The sequence below is a fragment of the Aquimarina ulvae genome, from assembly GCF_053613295.3.
Window position 1 is genome coordinate 84,451 of the sequence record NZ_JBSIBP030000016.1, and the last position, 21,734, is coordinate 106,184.

The following is a 21,734-nucleotide window of genomic DNA, read 5'->3' on the forward strand; positions in this document are numbered from 1 at the left end:
CATCTAAATTGATAAAAAGAATTGTTATAGGAATTGTTGCCATAGTTGTCGGAATTGGAATTGCTCTTTTTGCTGATTCTTTTTTTAGAGAACAAATTCAAAACATATTCCGTTGGTCAACTTCTAATAGAATTAGATTTACAGGAAAGAATTTTCATTTATTCAGCACTAATTTTTATTATTTTAGTTTTGGATGTGCATTTCTTGTTTTTGCACTCGGGAATTCTGATAAAAAACGTGTCGAAATAATAAAAAAAGGACTGATAAGTATTTTAATATTTATCATAAGTGTTATTGGAATTTCATCAATTGACGCTAATCTGAGAGTTATAGAATGTACAGCCTGTAATGATGGAATTAGAAATATAAGTTGGAACGGAATAAAATACAGCCTGATTTTAGGAATTAGCATTTTAACTTCTACCATACCAAGCTTGATATCACTAATTAGAAAAAAAAATGGAGTTCCAAATAAATAAAGAGGACATTAAAAATAATGGAAGTGCTAAAAAAGAACCTGAGGGTTTAAGGTAAAATTATACATCCAATATTGGAAAGGTATGAACTTGAAAAAAAAGAGATTTGAGAAGTCTGTCAAATTAGGAAATTTGTTCAGAAAATAGATACAGAAATCTAGATATCTGACAAAACCAAACCACCAAATCCCGATTATATCATTGACTATATTGAACGATTAATCGGACTTGAGCATACTCAAATTTTAACAGAGGACGCTAGTAGATATTTCAAAATAAAAACATTATTGGATTACGCGTAGAAAATACTTGAGATAAAATATCCAAACACAAATGTTCACGCCACTATTTCAATCCAAAATGACGAACTGAACTACAAACAGAGTGAAAAATCAAAATTAGCCGAAAAAATAGCTGATATGGTTTAAAGGACAAGATATGAAATGGAAGTTGAATTACCAGAATACATAACTCGAACAAAAACTACAAGGCATTCTCAAGTTTCATTGAGTTATCAAGAGAAAAACTGGCAAGCTGAATATTTAACCAAAGAAAGATTACTAGAAGAAGTTCAGAAAAAAGAAAACAAAATTTCAGGCTAAGAAAAAAGTGAAAGGGAATTAAGTGAATATTGGCTTGTGCTATTAATTGGATTGCTTTGTTCAGTCTCTTATGAATTAAACGAAAATATAGATTATTCCGAGAAATCTGAATTTGAAAGAGTGTATTTAATGGCGGATTTTGATACAAAAATAATAAGAGTTCCGTAAAAAAGCCAGTGCACAACAATGTATCCTATGAAAACCCCTAGTCTAATTTTTTAACATTACTATTTTAACTTTAATTATCTCATAATGTTGTTTTTCAGGTGTTTACATGTTAGTAAATCTTGTCTTTTATATTGATTGTTTATCAATATTTAAATACCGTATAACTTGCTCAGCATCCTATATGTGATCAACTCTAAAAGACCGTCACCAGCATTTCTTTGATTATGATTGATCTCAAGAGTCAATCTAGAAGTTGTCTAATCATATCGAGTAAAAAAAATCAAAGAACAATAATGAGTTTATTATATTAGATAATTAAATGCAATTATATGAGACCCGAAAGAGAATTTGCCGTGGATGCCTGTAAAGAATTAGAAAGTTCTTTGTCTAAATATGGATTTACCACCTTATCAAAAGGATTGCGATTTAAAAGAAGAATGAACAGTGATATCACTCAAGAAATATTATTTCAAATAACAAGTAATCTAGATATTATTGCCAATATTAACGTACGTTCAAAACAGGTAAATCAATGGAACAAGAAAAAATATAATAGAAACTCGGATTTAATTTTTGGATGTCAACTAGGATATTTAACACCGCTACAGGATTATAAAACTTGGTGTATTATGAAATCAAATACTACAAAAAAACAATTTCAAGATGAAGTGCTTTTTCAAATTGAAGAATATATAATCCCACTGTTTGATAAATTCAACAATACAGACGCATTAATTGATGAATTAACAGTCAATCATGGAGATTGGAGTATTTACAGGAAAAATGAAGGAGAAAGATTACCTATAAAGTTTGTTTTAGTCTATGGAACTAAACTAAAGGCACAAGAATTGTTGGACAGCTATTTAAACAAATATCGATATTACATTTCAAATATAAAAGAAAGCAGATTAACTGAAATGAAAAACTTCGAATACACGGTTTCAGAGTTCTATGGAGCTATTCAATTTAAAATAGCATTGAACAATAGTTTAAATATATCGTAGCTAAAAAGCTGAAAAAAGGTATGTCGTACTGACATTTGCCCAACCCCAGTTGTTTATTTAGAAAAATTTGTAATAACAAATCTCTCCAATCTGCAATTGATCGAATGATGCGTGTCAATGTTTTACCAAACCCTGTTCATAAATATTCTATTTTAAATGGTTTTTGATGTTTAAACGTTTCTTTTAATCAGACCATTTTCTGTTAGAGCTTTTAATTGTAGACTTCTTGTATTTTTGGTTACACTCGACATTGATTTTCTTTAATTCCTTGTGTCTCATTTTTTTATTTGATTAAGTACAAGAAAGCAATATTGATAACGAGAAGCACAAACGACATAGGTAAAATGACAGCGACTAAACCAGCGCAAAACGAACATCAAATACTACGACACGAAAGGAACAGTGATACGTTTCAAAAAACCTTAGGAAACAATAGAATTAATGGTTTTGTTACAGATTTTTCAGACTTCTGTGGGATGCATAAAATGATTTCTAAAGTATTCAACTTTGCAATTATTGTAAGTATATGGGATAAATCAAGTCATCATTAATTTAAAACATATGGCTCCGGACTTGCAGAAGAAATACTAAAAGAAATTAAAGAAGAGATAATCCGAGGTTTTCTCGTCTTAATCAGAAAGAAACAGCTGTGTCAATGTGTATGAATAAAAGCAATTTTAGATACGGTGTATAGATAATTGATTTTTATTTAGGGAAATTTGTGTTTTTTTAGAATTCGGTTATCAAAAGAACCTGTGGACAATAACAGTTATCACATATGTGTAGATACTTGTAAATACTGGTGCCTAGTTACACGGAAAATAAATTACAATAGAAATATGCATATTGTTTTATATATTAATAGGTTGGCAATAAGCTTAACATGCACCCTAATAAATAATTCTGGTTGTATCATTTGAAATTGAATTTTAACAAGCGAGTATGAATGAGGGAAAGAAGGAATCTCTTAAATTTAAATCATCACTTCAGCTCGAGGATTATCGTATCAATTCTAAATAACAACTATCTTCCAGTAGGGTAGGGCGTTCGATAGAATTTCGAATATCGATCCATATGTAAGACTATTAAAAAACCATCCGTCTGTGCTACCCAAAAGTTAAGAATATGATAAAAACGCGATATCATAATTTTTATCTCTATTTTTAACTTTTGTATCATATCTCATCTGGAGTTTACTGAAAATAAATACAATTTCATCCCAGTAAATTTAGATGATTTATAATATGTACACATTTCAAAATCAACAACTCATGAAAAAAGTACTTTTAGGAGCACTAAGTACCCTCCTTTTTATTGCTTGCCAAGAACCTAAAGCAACCGTAGATCTTCTTGTTTTTAATGCGAATGTATATACGGTAGATGAAACACAATCCAGAGCAGAAGCTTTTGTGGTTAACGATGATAAATTTATTGCTGTAGGTAGCTTAGCAGAATTAAGTAAGACATATGCATTTTCAGACTCTTTGGACGCAGAAGGAAAAACCATTATACCTGGTTTGATCGATGCGCATTGTCATTTTTACGGATTGGGATTACAACAGCAAAAGGTAGACTTAACGGGTACTACCAGTTATGATGAGGTATTAGCGCGTATTGTAGATTTTCAGAAAAAGAAAAAGGTGTCTTTTGTCACAGGTCGCGGATGGGATCAAAATGATTGGGAGGTTAAAGAATTTCCAACTAAAGAAAAACTGGATAGCTTGTTTCCCAAGACTCCGGTAGCAGTAACTAGGGTTGATGGTCATGCGATGTTGGCGAATCAGGTAGCGTTAGATCTTGCCAAAATAACAGTAGAAACCAAAGTTTCTGGAGGAGAGATTTTGCAACAAGATGGAAAACTTACCGGAGTGCTGATTGACAATCCGATGGAGTTGGTAGAAGCAATCTTTCCGCAGCCTACTGTTGCAGAACAAGTAGCTGCATTAAAAGATGCGGAAAAAATTAACTTCAGCTATGGATTAACAACTGTAGATGATGCAGGATTAAGTCCGGATGTGATTACAGTAATTGATAGCTTACAAAAAGCAGCAGAACTAAAAATACGTATGTACGCTATGGTAAGTAACGTACCAGCGTATGTAGATCAGTATTTAAAACAAGGTGTCCATAAAACAGATAAGCTTAATGTCTCTTCTTTTAAGGTATACGCAGATGGCGCTTTGGGATCTAGAGGAGCGGTTTTAAAGAAACCATATTCGGATAAAGAAAATCATCACGGAGCGATGGTTATGGGTATAGATGAATTTAAGGAATTGGCAAAAAGATTAGCAGGTTCTTCGTTTCAAATGAATACGCATGCGATTGGTGATTCTGCCAACGCTGTGGTAATGAATACCTATTATAATGTTTTAGAGGATCAGTCAGACAGAAGATGGCGTGTAGAACATGCACAGGTAGTTGCCCCAGAGGAATTTGAAATTTTAAATGATAACCTCATGATGAGTGTACAACCTACACACGCCACCAGCGATATGTACTGGGCTGGTGATCGGTTAGGAGAGGAACGTATCAAAGGAGCCTATGCATATAAACAACTCCTCGAAAAAACAGGTAAAATCGCTCTAGGAACCGATTATCCAGTTGAAAATGTAAGTCCCTTTTATACATTTTATGCTGCCGTAGCCCGCAAAGATCTAAAACAGTATCCTGAAGGAGGTTTTCAAATAGGAGATGCCTTGACCAGAGAAGAAACCTTAAAGGGAATGACATTATGGGCAGCTTACAGCAATTTTGAAGAGTCTGAAAAAGGAAGTATTACGGCTGGTAAATTTGCGGATTTTGTAATCCTGGAAGAAAATATCATGGAAATCGAAGAGGATAAAATTCCTAATATCAAAGTGAATGCTACGTACCTTGGTGGTGAAAAAGTATATTAGTTGAGAGTTTTTGAGTTGTTAAGGGCACTAACTTTAATGAGGTAAGAGTCGGAGGTTTGATAGTTGATACCTTAAGTATTCAGTAACTAATTAATTTTTTTTTTAGATGTATGAAAAGCGCGGTATAAAAAAACGTCAATTCTAGTGATCCACTTGGAATTAGATTGTATCGAGAATAGTTTTTTTTGAAAATTTACTTGTCTCAAGTTTAGCAACACTTAGTTTTAGTAAAATAGGAAGTGTTGATTGCAGGGTAAAGAGTATAATGAATAAAGTACTGAAAAGTGAATGTTGATTCAGGTTTTCTAGTTCACTTTATTAACTTTTGATCTTCATTTCTTAAGACTGACTGATTACTTCCCAATCCTTTTTATCTACCTCCATTCGCTTGTAGATCAGCAATGCATAACGGATCCAATTCTGGTACTCCACTACCAAGTATATCCATCATTCCGTTTCCAAATTCTATCGCAGCTTCCATCAGGCAGTTTTCCACAATACAATGTCCTCTGGAAAGAGTGTTTTCATGTTTAGACTGTAGCGTTGTATCAATGTTTACTAAACCGAGTAAATGAGCAAACTCATGTTGCAATGTAGCCGCTTCTATAGTAGATAACATCGGTGCATTCGGATTATTACTAAGATTACGAAGTGTGCTTTCATAAACAACGATTGAGGTGTTTAAATAAGCCGAACCTAATGTGACCTTGGAACCATCATCTGTGTCGCTCGTTCCATCTGCAAAATAAATATATACGGTTATCTCATCACCTTCAGTAAATGCTGTTCTCGTAGTAGTTTCAATTTGTTTTATTTTTTCAATATTAAATGGAGATAAACCAGAAGAAGAAACGGTACGCTGATTAATGGTAATTCCATCTGGCTTAAAAAGACGTTCTTCCAGGAAAGTCCTAAAGGTATTGATGGCAGTAGCAGTAGGGGAAAACCCCTGTACAGAGACAATTTCTAAAGTTAACCCCCTAAAATTGGTGTCACTTAATAAGTCGTTTGCAGAACTTCCCAACGCTTGCGTATTAGGAGATTGATTTTCTTGTATAAAAGTGTTTTCATCATCATCAGAACATCCAACTAGTAGTAAAGATGTAAATAACAGGATACTCAACAGCTTTGTAAATTGCATACATTTATTTTTTTAGAAGCGTTAGTCGGTCCCTGATCTATCCAAAAAGGAACTTTTTTTATGTATCAAAGATTATACCAACCAAGGTTTATATTAAAACTACTACACTACTGTTTTACTACAGTTGTTAGTTTTGCCAGATAATCATTATTATCTCCCTGATTCACTAATTCACAAATAAAACCGTTCGCATTTGCTGCATATTGTAATGTATTGTAATCGATATATAACCAATCGAACCAATCAGATGCTACTTTTTTATATCTCAGTTTATATTGCATTTCTCCATAATATCCTGCAGAAGCATCTACCCAAAAACTTCCATCTTCCTCTGAAAACAGATAGGAGATATCAGAAGAATCGATCAGAATCTGTCCGTTTGGTTTTAATAGTTTTTTAATTTTAGAAAAAAATCTATCAATTTTGTCCAGTTTTCCTATGATTCCGCTTCCATTCATCAGAAAAAGAAGTGTGTCATACTGTACTTCTTTTAGATAAAAAATATCCTGAACGGTTGCGTTGCTAACACCTCTTTTTTTGCAAATCTCAATTGCTCCTGTAGAAATATCAATAGCATGTACATTCAGTCTTTTTTCTTCCTGAAGAAATAAGCTATGGCTTCCGGCACCACAACCTACATCCAGTACATTTCCATAACATAGATCCAAAGCATTTTGTTCAATTTTTGGCATTTCTTTATACCTTCTAAATAAATAAGGAATTGGTATGATGTCGTCATCAAAATCAGGAGCTTGAACGATAATATCTTCGCTATATTCTTTATTGTAAAAATCTTTAATAGCCTGCCCAAAAATATCTTTGTCGATCATTCTAGTTATCAATTCGAAATTCATACTTCATAATTCGTAATTTTGTGCTATGCAAGAATTCATAGATCAATTACCGAAACTAGCCAAAGATAAGCAGAACGAGAATAAAAAGTATTTTGCGAAGCTCAAAAAGAAACCACCCAAAAATTTGGATACGTTTATGCAGGAGTTGCATACCAAAGAGTTTCAGAACACTGATTGTTTGGAGTGTGCAAATTGTTGTAAAACGACGGGTCCGTTGTTTACAGATATTGATGTAGATCGTATTGCAAAGCACTTAAAAATGAAATCCCACGAGTTCGAAGAACAATATCTAAAAAAGGATACGGATGGTGATTTTGTTTTGCAGGAAACGCCTTGTGCATTTTTAGCTTCGGATAATTATTGCTTGATTTATGACGTACGCCCAAAGGCCTGTAAAGAGTTTCCACATACAAATAGAAAGAAGTTTCAACAAATTTCTAACCTCACTATTCAGAATGTTGCTATCTGTCCGGCGGCTTTTAATATTGTAGAAAAGATGAAGGAGTTGATGCCATTAGCGCATAAAAGCAATAGACGGGCTTAATCGTTTATTTGATCCATAAAGCTTACTCGGTTTTTTGAGTAACTAAAATTTTGATAAATTCATCGTATTCAAATTCTTTAAGTTGGATTTGATAGTTTTTCCAGAATATAAATCTACTATGATTTCTGGTGGTTGTTGTATATTCAAAACCATCATCTCCTTTAACAGTCTTGGTATACTCAAATGAATTTAGTTCTTCTTCTGATTTTTTGTCATCATTACTATATATGGATAAGAACTTCTCGGTTTGTTCATTATCAATAGATAGCAACATATAAACAGATGCTTTTGTTATCCGATCTGTCGAATTCTTATGTGAAAACGATAGTAGTGAGATAGACAATCCGTCTTTAAAAACGACCTTTGATCCGCGTTTAATTTCAATAATAGACCCGTATTTCATGGTTGTAGTTTTAGTGTTAATAGGTGCTTTCTGGCCGTATAGAGCGCTATGGAAGAGAATGATGTTTATCAGTATAGTTTTTGTGTATACCGCGAAAATAGCTTTTGTCATACATTTTTCAATTGTGCAATAATTTCATCTTCTGTGATAGGAGTGTTTAAAATCTCGAAAGCCGGGATCAGAAAGTATTGTGAAAGTTCTGCTAACTTTACCTCCTCTGGTTGAGGGCTTTTGAGATAGAATTTTATCAATTTTGCTTCTTTGAATAATAACTGAATAAAAGCTTGTTTCTTTTCTGAATTGGATAAAAGCTCTGGTATATAGTCTTCTTCTATTAGATATTCAAATTGCTCTGATCCATGCTGTCCGCAAATTGATGTGCATCTGGCAGCTAATAATGATAAAAACTCTGTTGTGTCACCCCATTTTTGAGCCAGAACAGAAATTTGATCTGCTTGATACACCTCGTGATCCATATCGAGATGCATCAACAATTGCTGATATAATTCAAGATATGCTTTATCTACAAAAGCTAGCGAAAAAGTGGCTTGTAAACCAACCGGGTTTTCGTCATTTGACCATAAATAATGTGCATTCCCTTTCTGAATAATCTTTTGGATATATTTTTCTACTATTGGAATTAAATGAGGATGTTTTGTAGTTGCAAGGAAAAACGGCAGTTCACTAGAATGTATTTCCTCCATAGTTTTGTATTCTTCTAGTTCTTTCAGGTTTTCAAAACGTATAAATTGTCCCTCAACCTCCGCTCCAAATTCATAATCAAAAGAATGAAATTTTTTTTCTGAACTAACATTTTCAATATCAGAAATAAGTTTTACTAATGCTTTTTGCAAAGAGGATTCATTCTCCAGATCTATAATTAATATGTTTTTTTTATTTTCCATCATATTTAATATTACTTTCTTATAAATACTGTTAAGTTTTGTAGGTGTTAATCTTGCTAATTATAGGTCTCAGAAAAACAATCAACATCTAGTATATATTCTGCAATGACCCGAAGCAGTACTTGTTCAATACTAAGATTCTGTGCTTCTTCGATTAATACTGCTTCACAATCACCGTGAGATACAAAATATAATGTAGGTTCTCCTAATTGATTCAACTTTCCAGGATGAGCGATTATCCAGTTCTGACCGTAATCGATGATTTCTTCTGTATCGTTAATTGAAAAACCAGCTTCTTTTAAAGAGTTTATAAATTCTTCGTTTTCTTCTTCAGCTTTTTCTAAATAAGAACAATCCCAATTTTGTACTATAGTAGAACCATTTTCCTGTATTCCGGTAAATCCAAAATATCCTCCACCAAGAGATTCCCATGATATTCCGTTGTATACTTTTGCCAGGTTTACCCAGGATGCCGTACCGCTTTCTGCTTTAAAAGGTGGTTGACATTCTAATACCACTTTTTCATCATCAAATTCTGCATGCTGAAAAGTGAGTAGTAGTTGATTATTGTATACCTCAGCATTTAGGAATTGCGCTAAAATAGCATCTATAATTGTACTATCTTCTTCATTTTTAGTAAGAAAACTGAGATGCTTTCTAATTATGTTTTTATTTTCTTTTTCTGAGATAAGGTGTTTCCACATAATTATTAAGTTTTTGTTTTGTGTGTTTTATTAAATATAGAACACAGGGCTAATGATAAAAATTCCAAATTCCATTTTTACGACCTATTATACTTCTAAACCCTATTGGATGCTCGTTTTTATCAGATGAACGAAATAAGGAACTTCCGTCTTCTCGCTGTACTTCAAACAATTTTCCATTTGCAATTGGAACCAACTTGATAGCAATCGAATCAATATCATCAAAAATATAAGGATCCTTAAGCACCATTTTCAAACCTTGTCTCCATTGTTCAACTAGTTTTTCTTTTGTGGTTTCAGATTTGATCTTGAGTTCATCGTTAAGTATCGGATCTGCAGCCGCAATCATTTCTTCGATATTGCTCTGTTCCATAATTTTATAGAACGATTTTGAGAAAGCAATTGCTTCTTCCTTACTTTTTTGATCATTTATGAAATCGGTGTCCATCCAGGACCATCTTTTTTTCTTTGAAAGTTCTATCGTTTTATGAATTGGAGTATCATCATTTTCAATTTCAATTTTTATTAATGTTTCGCCATTATCTTCTCCAGTAAATTCACCTTTTGTGTATTGCGCCAGTCGGATAGTTGCTTTTCCTGTTTTTGATGACGGATTTACGGATAGGGTATTGGTGCCCGGAATAATATGGTACGTGGCGAGTGCGAATGCATTACCATAGCCTTCTTTATTGTTAATTGAGACTTCGCAGACAGGAATATCATTTAGCCGAACTTCCAGATCAATTCCTTCTTTTACATATACTTCTACATATAAAAACTTTTTGGTTTCTTCTTGATGCATCTGTCTGTACTTTTGAATATCATTTTTAGAGAATACTAAGTTGCTAACACAACTTAGTAGTAGGCATAAAAACTGCAAGGTGTTTTTTTTCGGGATCAAGTTTTTGGTTTTCATCTCTTGTAAATCTATAAGCTATTTCTGATAAACGTTATCTCTTGTTTTTGGAAAGGAATCGTTATGAAGGAAGTTTTGTCATGATGTCTAATACTTCGGGATGATCAGGATCTAATTGTAATGCTTTCTGCCCTGTGATTTTGGCATTTTTATAGTTGCCAGCGTCAAAATAAAACCTTGTTAAAATACCATAATTTTGTGCAGAAGGCTCTATGTCTGCACATTCTTTCATCAGTTTAATTGCCTTCTTATAATTACCCTGGCTAGCAGGATAACCGCTATACCCTCTCATTCCATTAGTATATGTTGGATCTACTAGATATGAGAGTTGCGTAAAAAATTCTCCTCGCTCGGGCATTATCTTGGCTACCTGAGTAATCATTCCCAGATTGTTATAGGGATTAGGATTTGTGGGGTCTATACGCATAGCTTCATAGAATTTAGCCGCAGCCGCATCAAAGTTTCCTTGGCCAAATAAACCATTTCCTTCTTGCTTACTATGCTCAGACTGATCTCGATCCCGACTTGTTTTGATGATGTTCAAATCGTGAAAGTTATTGGCAATACGGGTTAACGCGTGCTCTTTTTTTGTGCTCAAAAAGAGGACCTCCATATTCTCATATTGTTTTCCGGTAGTTGTATTAAGAAACAAGACGCCGTCAATTGGATTAAAAGGACCCTGATGTGCTTCCTTACCAATAAAAGCAAACGGTACTAAACCGTTTTGATCCCAAAACCAAAAGGATAACAAATCATCTTTTAAAAACTCATCTTGTCCATCTACCCATGCAATATCGGCAGAAGATATATTGATTTTACATAATTCAGAAATATATGATGTAATATGATACCGAAGAGATTTACTTATAGCGAAAAAATCAAAAATAAATATGGGTTGATGACCAGATAAACCTTGCCAGTTTTCATTACTTGAAATTTCGATAGTATGGGGTCCGATTTGTGATCGGAATGTTTTAGAAATTTTCTTTAGTTTTTTCATTATTATTTACTGTTTTTTTTAGTGCAATATATGCTGTTGTGATTGATGTTTGAAGATGTAATTTGATGTCTACTCTGTATGTTTAATTATTTATTTCTATGAATTTTTCTTGATCTTCTAAATCCTCAGGAAAAATGGGAGCGCGCGCGTAATGACCACTCATGCTCGATAAGACTTCTCCGGTCTCTTTATCGATTTCTACTTTAGAAAACCCACCACCCAAGTATGGATCTCTTGCAGAAAAATCTACTAAATAATGCGCATCTTTTTCATAAATAATTGTTGGAGCATATCGTTTTCCAAGATTAAAAACATCTGGATTCGTACCATTTGGATTTTTAATAAAATGAATGATTTTCAGATGTTCTGACGTTGGTTCATAAAAAGTGGTGCTTTTACTATCGTTACTTACTATACTTTTAGAAACAATATTGGACGGGAACTCTACAACAATACCGGAATAATAGCTGCTGTTTTTTGGTAGATACATAACATTATATCCAAATTCTACCAATAACCTTTTATGACTAGCGTTTACCGTAACAAAATGGAAATCATCTTTATTGATTTTTGAAGTTTCTTGCTCATTTAATTTATCTAAAGCCAGAGCTATAATGCGGTCTCTGCCAAGCTCAATTAACTTTTTAACTGGTTCATTCGGTTTCGTGTTTTGAGAATATGTCATTTGTATACAGACTATAATGAGTAGAAGGCTAGTTTTCATTTTCTGGATCTATTTCGTTTATAATCCCCTCGTTTTGTATAATCTCATCAATCATTTCTGAAGAATGACCTTGTTGTTTTGCTTTATTTACGTAGTTCATTGCTTCTTTTGGGTTCTTTATTTTGTAGTATATTTCAGCAATGTTTGCCAAATACATAGGTTCATTGGTAGCGGTCAATGCAGCATTTTTGAAATAGGAGAGCGCTTCTTCATATTGTTTTTCTTCATCCAATGCGCAACCCGTGAGGTTATAGAGTCTTGCTAAGGCGGCTGCATCGTGTGAAGCTTTTTTAATGAATTCCTCTTTTCGTTCTAAATATGTTGGAATCCCTTCTTTTAACCAAACTAGACGAGCTTGTAGAAAATAAACCTGACCCAGTTGTGGATCGATGTGTATAATCGCATCGCATTTTTGTGAGGCCAGATCCCAATCTTTGTTTTTTAGGTCATTCCATGCAGCTTGAAGCAAAGCATATTTACTTTTTTCCTTGATCTTATATAGATCAATTTCTTCAGCGAATTTTTCTTTGTTTTGTTCTATAGCGACCACTAATTCTTCTGCCAGACTTGCCAGTTCTGGTCTTTTCTGAATATGTTTAAAGGTATAATGGATAAAGTTAAAAGCTAACAACCTATCGTTATCGTACTGTTTGTCTTTGCTTATGTTATCAGATAATTTTTGGATAAAAATACTTCTGAAATCACTGCCATACACCTCTTCTCCTTTTGCCAATAAAAGATCTAATATGTTGTACCACGATTTTTTATAAGGTTCTGGAGCAAGGTTGATATCCCAAATAGGTTTTTCTTCTTCAGATTGAAAGTCTGACAGTATATTTTTTACTTGTATCCTTCTGTATATATTAAGTAGAAAGGATTCTTCGTCGATATAGTCTTCATCTCCAAATAAGCTATCATCGTATTGTTCCTTATTTCTTTTAATAATATGAACTTTATCCAATAGTTTGTCAGGAAATTTTTCGTGCCCTAATTTATATAACATATCATAAATTGGGATGATCATTTCTTTGACCTTTCGATCTATAGCATCATCATCATTCGTTTCAAATTTGTCTAAAATTTCAAAGAATTTGGCTTCAAAAGGCCGGATTGCCTGTACAGGCAATTTAGAAATAATGATATCACCTTCTATATACCGATAGTAATCGAGTACTGCGTAATCGTCTTCAAAAAACTCTTGAATATGGTTATAAATAGATGGATGTGTAAAAAGACGATACTTGTAGGCTAGAGTAGCCTGTAGATTTTCATCTTTTATTTCATTGATGATGTCCAATAAAAAAGGCTTGATTTTAGCATCTTCAGAAAACTCATCCCATAACCCAAACCAGTTTTTGACTAGTACTGCGATATAGCTTTGATTGATTGTTGGCTGATTTGGTGTTTCTTTTAAAACTGGTTTTGGAATTCCATATTTGGCACCGTTAAAAATAATCTCGCGTATAATTTCTCTATCCGGATGTGAAGCTAAAACCTTAAAGGCTTCTTTTTTTAAAGTTTGTATATTTATTTCTTCCTCTTCTTCTTTCTCTTTCTCTTTTTTATTTAAAACGGGGTATTCTATATAAGAAACTTTATTTTCTTGAATAGTTAGAGCGCTAGAAATTGTTTTATTATTAGGTGTTGTGCTATTTTTAATGTGTTTTTGTTTTTCCGGATTCAGATTTAAGATTCGTATCAACTCTTCAGTAATTTCTTTATCAATAATCATTTCCTCAGACATTTTTTTGATAAGGTTATCATTTCCACTCAATAAAATGGCTTCTACAGTTTCTGGATCTTCCGAAGCTGAAGATTCTCTATAGGGAGTCCAAGGACGATCAGGAAAATATAGATATTGTGACTCGTTATTTATTTGAATCGCAACATGTTTAGAAGCGGTTTTACCAAAATTTTGATTTTTAATAAGTTCATCCACAATAGTTTTCAGGTCATATTGCATTTCTATTGTGCGGTTGTCGAAATCAACATCAAATACGTCTTCAAAATAACGATAGATATTAAAAGTACTGTGTATTATCGGCAAGTTGGGTTGATCTAAAACTTGTATATTCAATGCAATACTTGAACATTCCTGAAAAGAAATAGAAATAATACCATACTCTTCTCTGGCTTCTAACACTACCTTTCCGATCCTGAAATCAGGATGTTCTTGTATAAGGTGCTTAAAGCATTCGAAAACCATATTTTTTATAATTGTATGAATATCAAATTGCTTTTTACTATGCTTTGGATTTTTACCTTTTTCCAGGATACAGATATCATATGGCGTAAAACCAATAACAATTTTGTCATTGTACATGGTAGCCAGATTGCTGGTTAATCTTTCATGATGCAGATTTTCTTTATTTATATTTTCTAACCAATTAACTGCTTTAAGATTGTTATTTTTGCTTTTCACAAAGGTTCTAAATAGAAATTCATCCCCTGTACTGTATAATGGAATTTTTGGCTTTTCTGAAAAGTAATATGTTGGTGCAATTTCATCCCAGATTGGACCTGCAAATGTAGGGTGCTTAGGATTGGTGATATCAATAATAGATTGACTAACCATATAGTTATCTATAAACGCTACGTGCATATTACCTGATGTTTTGTATTCTTTAACACAGGATAGATATGTTGGATTTTTCTTATCCTTGCAATCGATCAATAATACCAACCCGCCACCAGCGCCTACTACGAGTAAATCATTATGCGGGTGTAAGCTGTACCCACTGTCAATATAAAGTTCTGAAGAAATCGGATCTGCATCTGGGGTGTTAAGATCAAATATTTCCAGGGACTCATTATTACAAGCAAATAAGTAGTGTTCTGCGATTGCAATACTTACATATTTTGCTATGGTAGCATCATTTTTAATTACTCCTTCCAACGGATGGATAATGTTTTCTTGAACACCATATCGATGAACACCCTCATCATAAGTGGCGATGTAGATGGTGCTATCGTAGTATGAGAATGCGTATTCTTTATCTTTATTCAAATGAATTGTTGAATGCTTTATGATTTCACAGGTATGAGTTATTTCACCTAGAAATAATTCCTTCTCTTTATTTACAGCAATAAATGTATTCTTGGTTATCGGCACAGCCCATTTTAGATCAACATCTTTAATTTTATGAGTTAGAAAATAACAATCTTTATAGAGTACAGTGTCTGTTTCTTTTTTATCTATCTCAGGAATAAAGAGCGTAGGTTTCTCAATCCATAATTTGAAATCCTTTTTTTCTTGTTCTTTTGAAAGGTGTGTCTCATAAACTTCCAGCATAAATGGAACATATTCAAACTCTTTTAAGAATAATGATATTAAATTGTCTGAAGGATGATCAAGCTGAGCAAATAGCAAGGTTGCTTTTTTATGCTCGTTTAGGATACTATAAATCTTCATGAGCGCTAACCGGGCTCTATTGGCAGAGTCATAATTTATTTTACCCTGAAGATATAGTCTTATTTCTTCCTTAAGCTCTAAAATTTTCTGAGAATCATCACTGTGTAGTTTTATACTGAATAGCCAGTTTATTAATAGGGCATCGTTCTTAGCGTTTTTATTTTCTAGTTCATTATAAATATTTTCAAATTCATCCCTTTGATTAAGAAAATATAATAATTCGAGTATGTGGGTTTTTTCGTGATCCGATGGATTTTTTATGGATTTTAGGAGTTCCAGCGATTCTTTATACCTGTTTTGATCATACAGTTTTGATGAAAGATATTTCTTAAAACCTTCAAAACTTTGATGCGTTTCGGGGAGTAATTGGAGCGCCGTTTTATAAGCTTGTTCTCCGTAACTGTAGATTAATTTTTTATGTTCATTATTGATTACCAGGTTGTTATTGATAATGATTTCTAACCATTTCTTAAACTCTAATATATTATTAGTTGGATCAGGGATTGTCTCGGTGTCCAACCTTTTATCTGGGAATTTTTTGAGAAATAGTTCGTATGCATTAAAAAAGGATTCTTCTGATAAGTCGCCTTCTTCTTCTTCAATATGACCACCGCTTAGTTCCCAATCTTCGAATTCATCCTTTAATCTAAAAGCAGCTTTTTCTCTTCTTTTGGATCGTATAAAACCATAATTAAAATCAGTGATATCATAGGCGTATATATTACTTTCATCTTCTGAACCTTCATAAATATTACTTTCTGGGTAAAACAAATGAAAACCGGTCTCATAAAACTTTAAATACGGGTAGGTAAGCTTAAATTTAGGTAAGCTAAGCATCACTTTGTAAAAAGGGCCTCCTCCATTAGGGTGATTAAATGCAATAATTTGATTATCCGCTTCTCCTCCTTGATCAAATATCATATTATGTACTATAAACCCAACTACATGATGAAAGGTATCAGAATCATAAGAAGTTGCTACATAACAGATGGCTTTATTGATCTGTTCTAAGAGTTCTTCTCTAAGACAAATTAAAAAGTTTTTGTACGTTTCTTCCTGTATGTGGTCAAATGATAATACAGGTTTTAATGTGTGGTATTTACCACTATAACTTTTAGCTTTCTCGATATATTCAGAATCTATTTCTTTCCTGTTTTCGAAGGCCTCATCCGCAATATCTAACCAAGAATGGATAGAGATACTGCCTATTTCACTGGCATCATTATATTCAGATTCATAATAGTATTCATCCCATTCATTATTATAAGTAACATTAAGTAGATCGAAGGTTTTATTAGGTGAAATAATGATCATACGTAAACGGTCTGTTTGTATTTTACCAGACGTGATGGCATTATTTATAATAGTTTTAAGTTGTTTTTCTATGGATGATGTTAAGCTTAGTTGCATAATGATGAGGTATTGAATTAAAAAAATAGTAATATACTATTTCTAAAAAGAAGGAATGACCCGATGTAGTCAAGTAGTATCTAATATTATGGGATTTATTGATTACCTTCGGGTCATATTCATATAGAGATCGATAACCCTAGAAATCTATATCATCCCCTGCTGTTGCTGATGCAAATTCAGTATTATACTTTTCCATCAGCTCTCCCATCTTCAACGCCATACGGGTGTCAGTAGCCATTTTTGTGGCCCACTGAGCACCCACAGTACTCCAGTCCGTTACGCTAAGTCCATATTCGTTAAGTATTGAAGCGGCGTCTTTTCCTTGTGTAGCCCCCATATTCTGGTGGCACATAATTTTTATATATAATTCAAAATCCTCAGAAACTTTGTCCAATGCACTTTCACCTTCTGTGGTATTTGGTTCCGTTTTTTGATCTGTTCCTGATGTTGCGAACTTACCAATATCAGAATTCATAAAAGCATCACCATATACTTTTGAAATGGCAAATGTTGTATCCTGAGACATTCTGGCTGTCCAATCTGCAGATACTTTATCCCAAATCGGTTTTTCTGTACCTACTACTTTTAAAACTTCTTCCAGATCCATACCGCCCGCAATTTTTGCATTGGCTGCAGCCCAAGTTTCCATGTCAATTCCGTTTATTGGATCTAATAGGCCTCCTTCTGAAGCAGCTTGGATGTGAGCATCCATTTGTGCATCAAGCGTTGCTTTTTGCTCTTTCAAAAAATCATCTGCAGCGTCAAAAGCTTTTCCCTCTGCTTTTTCTATACGTATGAGAACAGATGCTACATGATCTTCTAATGAAAAGTGCTGATTATTTTTAAATCCGTATTGCTGTGCAACTGTTTCAAAATTTTCACTATTTTTAATTTCATCAAGTAGACTTCTTGCACTATCTGAATTAGTGTTTAAAGCTTTTGGAAATCCTAGTGTTAGTAAACAAGCGTTAAGTTTTCTTTCTTGCCCATTAGCAAACTGATTAAGATCTACCCATCCACCTGTAGTACCGTCGTTTTTTTTGTCATAACATAACCAAGGTTCAACATGTCCAATAAGATCGGGATTGATATCAGGCCAGCTAAAATCTGCAGCCTCTTGTAAGGTATAATCATATTCAACCTCTGATGATGATTGCTTATTTTTTATTCCTAATGCTATAGCTTTTTGACCTTGTTCTGTTTTATCGTGATCTGTGAATTTGTGTACGTTACTCATCTTGTTAAATTTTTATGATTGTTTTTTATTAGAATTGAGATAGGATTTCTTGTTTTTTTTGCTTGTATTCTTGTTCATCTATAAACCCGGCGTCAAACATTTTCTTTAGTTTTTCTAGCTTTTGCATGGGATCATTAGGGTCTGGCTGCGCCGGTGGAGGAGTATTTTGTTGCTGTTTTGGCGTTTGTTGATTATTCTGACCATTCATCATATTACCCATCATTTGCCCCATTCCTAGACCCGCACCCATCTGCATTCCTAGATTGCCGCCACCTTCATTTTTTGCCATGTTTTTAAGGGCTTCTAATTGTTGATAATCCTGATAACTGACACCAAGCTCTTTCATTGCTTGAGCTTCTGCACTCATATCTGTAATTCTTCCGATTCTTGTTTTTGTTTCTTCATCAAAACTGGTTCCTTCTATCCTAAAATCCAGGAGTTCGAATCCTAATTCATGAAAAATATTTTCACAAGATGTTTTGGAAAATTCTGCAATCTCATTACGATGCTTATCGATATCGACATAGCTAAAGGATGCTTTAGCCAGAAAGTCACTGATAGGTTGTGTAATTCTGGATAAAATTACTTTTTGTATTGCTCGTACAGGATAATGATCCTCACCAGCAATTACATTAGTAAAAAAGTCAACTGCTTTAGTAATCCGAAAAGAAAAATTACCAAAAGCTCCCAGACCTACGGGAAAATTGTATACTGGATCTTTATATGTAATAGGAGATGGAGTTCCCCAACGGATATTTTGCATTTCTGCTTTTCGGTAGAAATAGATGCCTACTTTATGAGCAGACTCAAACTTATACATGATATTTTTGATAGTTGTCCAGAAAGGGATGTTACCCGTCTTTAGATCATACATACCTTGTTCTTCAAAAAAGCCTTCTACTTTACCTTCATACACAAAAAGGCATCCTTGTCCTGGTCCTACAATAAGCTTTGATGCATTTTTTATTTCATCGCCATTTTGCGTCCATTTTTCAAATAGGGTATCGGATTTTGGATTTTGCCACTCAATTACGGAACGGAGTTGATTACTAAATGAATTTGACATGTTTTTTCTTTTTGGGTTATGAATAATTAATAATCAATGACATCTTGGATTCAAGATCTTTTTCATATCGATCTTTATAATCAGGAATGATTTCGATCCTTTTTTTGAGAAAAGTCTCTATATACTTTTGGTAATGAGCAATTATTTCTGTTTTGTCAAAAACCTCTCGATCTTGCAGGTAGTTTTGAAATTTGAGTTGCTCATAATGTAAATAATGTTCCAGAGCTGCTTCTTCTCCCAAGGCGTTCATAGCAAAATGCTCTATATTTCGAGCTTTTGTTCCTGGCTCGAACGTATTGACAGTTTGACAATAATCACATGTGCTGTAATAAGACCTAAAAAAATTATCTTTTATAGGAAGTTGTGCTTGGCATTGTGTACAGCAAAACCCTTTTTTTAAAGTATCTTTTGCAGTATGGAGTAATTTTTTTGCAGCCTTTGCAGATATCCGAACTTCATATGATTTTAGTTCCTGACCCAACTCATGTTGAAGCTGGAATCCTTTGTTTCGTTCTCTAATGAATTGAGCAGAATCATTATCTAGGTTCGTGTCTAAAAATGTATTTTCTACCTTGTCGAACCAGGTTGATTCTATCTTGGAAATGAGATCTGATGCCTGCAAGTTTATTCCTTGCCACGCATTCGTAAAAGTTATAATTTCGAGATCGGTAGCTTCGAATAATAGTGGTAATGCTTCTTCTGCTTTATTTAAGACTTCATAAAATCGATCTTTTATTTTGGTAAGAAAAGCCTCCCATCTATATTGGGTTTCAGTAAAAGACATCGCGTTAATTGGTTAGTTTTAATAAAATTGATTTTCGCAGAAATCACAGTATTTAAGATCTGTATCGCTAGGTCTTGCAGCTCCGCAGCTCTTACATTTTTTGGTTTCAAGTCCCGCATTTATCTCTTCATATTTCTTGGTAGAAGCAGCAGCATTACCTAATATATCATCCAGAAGATTCTTCTTTTCTTTCTTACTATTTGGATCGTTATCTTTCATTTGTGGACGGGTGGTTTACTAAAAAAGATTGATTTGGAAAAGAAGGTTATTCCTATATCTTTAAGAACATAGGAATAACCGTTCAAGTTTTGTTTGTTAGGATTGCATTACTTTGCAAGACCAGTTTTTAAATCTTTAATAGTTTTAGCCATTACTACTCCTGGTAATTTTACTGGAGCAGCTACTTCTGCTAAGAACGTACCTTTTACTTCACCTGTTTTATAAGTGGTAAAACCAATACGATATAACCCCACAGTTAAAGCTTTTAAAGGGTCATTAATATCACTCTTATATCTTAGTAACGAGTTATATGAATTACCACTTGGTTGTTTTGACATTTCTCCACTATCATCATTCCTTTCTAAGATAGTCCAGTTTGCACCATCTACAGCATCCTGACTAATATTATCAGTACTCACAATATCCGATCTTTCTAACGTGATATAGGTATCAAAATAGTCAGCAGATTTAGCATTTTTTTTGTATGCTTCTGATTGTATTGCCTTTTTCACCTTAGCTTTACCCACTGGAGACATCATTCTTACACCTAGTTCTGGGGCAACGGCAGGTACCCATACGTATATGTAATAGAATTTTTTTCCATCTTTTACTTCGTCTTCGTTCCCTGGAGAAGCATATCCTAGATAGGATACTACATCTGTATAAGGTACTTTGATTGTTTTTGGACCTATTTTTTTCTCAATTGAACTCCCGAATTTCTTTAGTTTTTGAGCCTGTAGTGTTGTTATAGTTCCAATAAAAATAACGCTTAAAAGAAATAAAATTTTTGTTTTCATAATGATTTGTCTAATTTAAAATTGTTTAATTAGTAAATAATGGTAACACTGCGATCAGTGTAATTAGTAATAATAAAATAATGATACCCGTAAAATGAAACCACGGAATTTTGATTTGATTTTTTTCAAAATATTCGAAACTAGAAATTAGTTTCTCGTTGTTGAATTCTTGTTTTTCAAAAGCGCCCTTACAGTGACTACAAACAGAGTAGACTTTTTTCCACAATGGAAAGAACGGAATCCAGAATACGTGAAAATATTTTCGATATCCCTGAATCCACATCTGATTTTCAGTCTTACAAAAAGGACAACAACCTCCATCAAGTTTTGCAGGATGGATGGTAGAAGAACTTGTTCCGAAGATTATCATGGCACGCGTATAACTTTGATATTTGGTTTTTGAAGTTTAAGTAGGTCAGAATTGAGGAGAGAATGATATCTCTAAACACGATGTTCTCTCCTCATTCT

At 33.4% G+C, this 21,734-nt stretch carries 21 protein-coding genes; 6 read left to right on the forward strand and 15 right to left on the reverse strand.

The features are described from left to right. The first annotated feature begins 8 nt into the window (after positions 1-8). The 5 genes from ACWGOQ_RS22480 to ACWGOQ_RS22500 all read left to right on the forward strand — a co-directional run bounded on the left by ACWGOQ_RS22480 (position 9) and on the right by ACWGOQ_RS22500 (position 5,147). Positions 9-479: a hypothetical protein gene (locus tag ACWGOQ_RS22480; RefSeq protein ID WP_452059991.1), complete on the forward strand. Its 471-nt coding sequence runs from the start codon at positions 9-11 to the stop codon at positions 477-479. 440 nt (positions 480-919) lie between these two features. Then, entirely contained in the window at positions 920-1,078 is a 159-nt protein-coding gene (locus ACWGOQ_RS22485; RefSeq protein WP_452059992.1) for a hypothetical protein, read from the forward strand. A 497-nt stretch (positions 1,079-1,575) separates the two neighbouring features. Continuing rightward, the gene (locus tag ACWGOQ_RS22490) at positions 1,576-2,250 is read left to right on the forward strand and encodes a DUF4304 domain-containing protein (protein WP_452059993.1); all 675 of its coding nucleotides are present in this window, start codon (positions 1,576-1,578) and stop codon (positions 2,248-2,250) included. Between the two features lie 344 nt (positions 2,251-2,594). Then, positions 2,595-2,801 carry a hypothetical protein gene (locus tag ACWGOQ_RS22495; protein ID WP_452059994.1) on the forward strand — a complete coding sequence of 69 codons (207 nt, stop codon included), beginning with the start codon at positions 2,595-2,597 and terminating at the stop codon, positions 2,799-2,801. Positions 2,802-3,521: 720 nt separating this feature from the next. Beyond that, positions 3,522-5,147: an amidohydrolase gene (locus ACWGOQ_RS22500; protein ID WP_452059995.1), complete on the forward strand. Its 1,626-nt coding sequence runs from the start codon at positions 3,522-3,524 to the stop codon at positions 5,145-5,147. 370 nt (positions 5,148-5,517) lie between these two features. Here the strand turns inward: ACWGOQ_RS22500 and ACWGOQ_RS22505 are convergent, their stop codons facing one another. After that, positions 5,518-6,288, reverse strand: coding sequence for a hypothetical protein (locus ACWGOQ_RS22505; RefSeq protein WP_452059996.1), 771 nt, complete (start codon positions 6,286-6,288; stop codon positions 5,518-5,520). A 107-nt stretch (positions 6,289-6,395) separates the two neighbouring features. Continuing rightward, a complete protein-coding gene (locus tag ACWGOQ_RS22510; protein ID WP_452059997.1) occupies positions 6,396-7,142 on the reverse strand; it encodes a class I SAM-dependent methyltransferase in 747 nt (248 codons plus the stop codon). Between the two features lie 25 nt (positions 7,143-7,167). On the opposite strand from ACWGOQ_RS22510, the gene ACWGOQ_RS22515 reads away from it, so the two are divergent. Continuing rightward, positions 7,168-7,686 carry a YkgJ family cysteine cluster protein gene (locus ACWGOQ_RS22515; RefSeq protein ID WP_452059998.1) on the forward strand — a complete coding sequence of 173 codons (519 nt, stop codon included), beginning with the start codon at positions 7,168-7,170 and terminating at the stop codon, positions 7,684-7,686. 22 nt (positions 7,687-7,708) lie between these two features. Here the strand turns inward: ACWGOQ_RS22515 and ACWGOQ_RS22520 are convergent, their stop codons facing one another. From ACWGOQ_RS22520 to ACWGOQ_RS22580, 13 genes are all read right to left on the reverse strand, one after another. After that, the gene (locus tag ACWGOQ_RS22520) at positions 7,709-8,200 is read right to left on the reverse strand and encodes a hypothetical protein (protein ID WP_452059999.1); all 492 of its coding nucleotides are present in this window, start codon (positions 8,198-8,200) and stop codon (positions 7,709-7,711) included. Beyond that, positions 8,197-8,994 carry a hypothetical protein gene (locus ACWGOQ_RS22525; protein WP_452060000.1) on the reverse strand — a complete coding sequence of 266 codons (798 nt, stop codon included), beginning with the start codon at positions 8,992-8,994 and terminating at the stop codon, positions 8,197-8,199. The genes ACWGOQ_RS22520 and ACWGOQ_RS22525 overlap by 4 nt, the downstream gene beginning before the upstream one ends. Positions 8,995-9,050: 56 nt before the next feature. Next, positions 9,051-9,698 (reverse strand): hypothetical protein, encoded by a 648-nt coding sequence (locus tag ACWGOQ_RS22530; RefSeq protein ID WP_452060001.1) that lies wholly within the window; start codon positions 9,696-9,698, stop codon positions 9,051-9,053. Positions 9,699-9,747: 49 nt separating this feature from the next. Next, positions 9,748-10,614: a hypothetical protein gene (locus tag ACWGOQ_RS22535; protein ID WP_452060002.1), complete on the reverse strand. Its 867-nt coding sequence runs from the start codon at positions 10,612-10,614 to the stop codon at positions 9,748-9,750. A gap of 61 nt (positions 10,615-10,675) precedes the next feature. Continuing rightward, on the reverse strand, positions 10,676-11,614 hold the full coding sequence (locus tag ACWGOQ_RS22540; RefSeq protein ID WP_452060003.1) for a tetratricopeptide repeat protein: 939 nt from the start codon (positions 11,612-11,614) through the stop codon (positions 10,676-10,678). A gap of 82 nt (positions 11,615-11,696) precedes the next feature. After that, on the reverse strand, positions 11,697-12,338 hold the full coding sequence (locus ACWGOQ_RS22545) for a hypothetical protein (protein WP_452060004.1): 642 nt from the start codon (positions 12,336-12,338) through the stop codon (positions 11,697-11,699). After that, complete coding sequence (locus ACWGOQ_RS22550; protein WP_452060005.1) at positions 12,328-17,160, reverse strand: tetratricopeptide repeat protein; 4,833 nt, start codon at positions 17,158-17,160, stop codon at positions 12,328-12,330. Before ACWGOQ_RS22550 ends, ACWGOQ_RS22545 begins: the two co-directional genes overlap by 11 nt. Positions 17,161-17,299: 139 nt before the next feature. Beyond that, entirely contained in the window at positions 17,300-18,400 is a 1,101-nt protein-coding gene (locus ACWGOQ_RS22555; RefSeq protein ID WP_452060006.1) for a DUF6620 family protein, read from the reverse strand. Between the two features lie 28 nt (positions 18,401-18,428). Continuing rightward, a complete protein-coding gene (locus ACWGOQ_RS22560; RefSeq protein ID WP_452060007.1) occupies positions 18,429-19,466 on the reverse strand; it encodes an SPFH domain-containing protein in 1,038 nt (345 codons plus the stop codon). A gap of 16 nt (positions 19,467-19,482) precedes the next feature. Continuing rightward, on the reverse strand, positions 19,483-20,250 hold the full coding sequence (locus tag ACWGOQ_RS22565) for a hypothetical protein (RefSeq protein ID WP_452060008.1): 768 nt from the start codon (positions 20,248-20,250) through the stop codon (positions 19,483-19,485). Between the two features lie 18 nt (positions 20,251-20,268). After that, complete coding sequence (locus ACWGOQ_RS22570) at positions 20,269-20,469, reverse strand: hypothetical protein (protein ID WP_452060009.1); 201 nt, start codon at positions 20,467-20,469, stop codon at positions 20,269-20,271. Positions 20,470-20,576: 107 nt separating this feature from the next. Continuing rightward, entirely contained in the window at positions 20,577-21,266 is a 690-nt protein-coding gene (locus ACWGOQ_RS22575; RefSeq protein WP_452060010.1) for a Lipl32 family lipoprotein, read from the reverse strand. 25 nt (positions 21,267-21,291) lie between these two features. Then, complete coding sequence (locus ACWGOQ_RS22580) at positions 21,292-21,636, reverse strand: zinc-ribbon domain-containing protein (RefSeq protein ID WP_452060011.1); 345 nt, start codon at positions 21,634-21,636, stop codon at positions 21,292-21,294. Between the last annotated feature and the right edge of the window lie 98 nt (positions 21,637-21,734).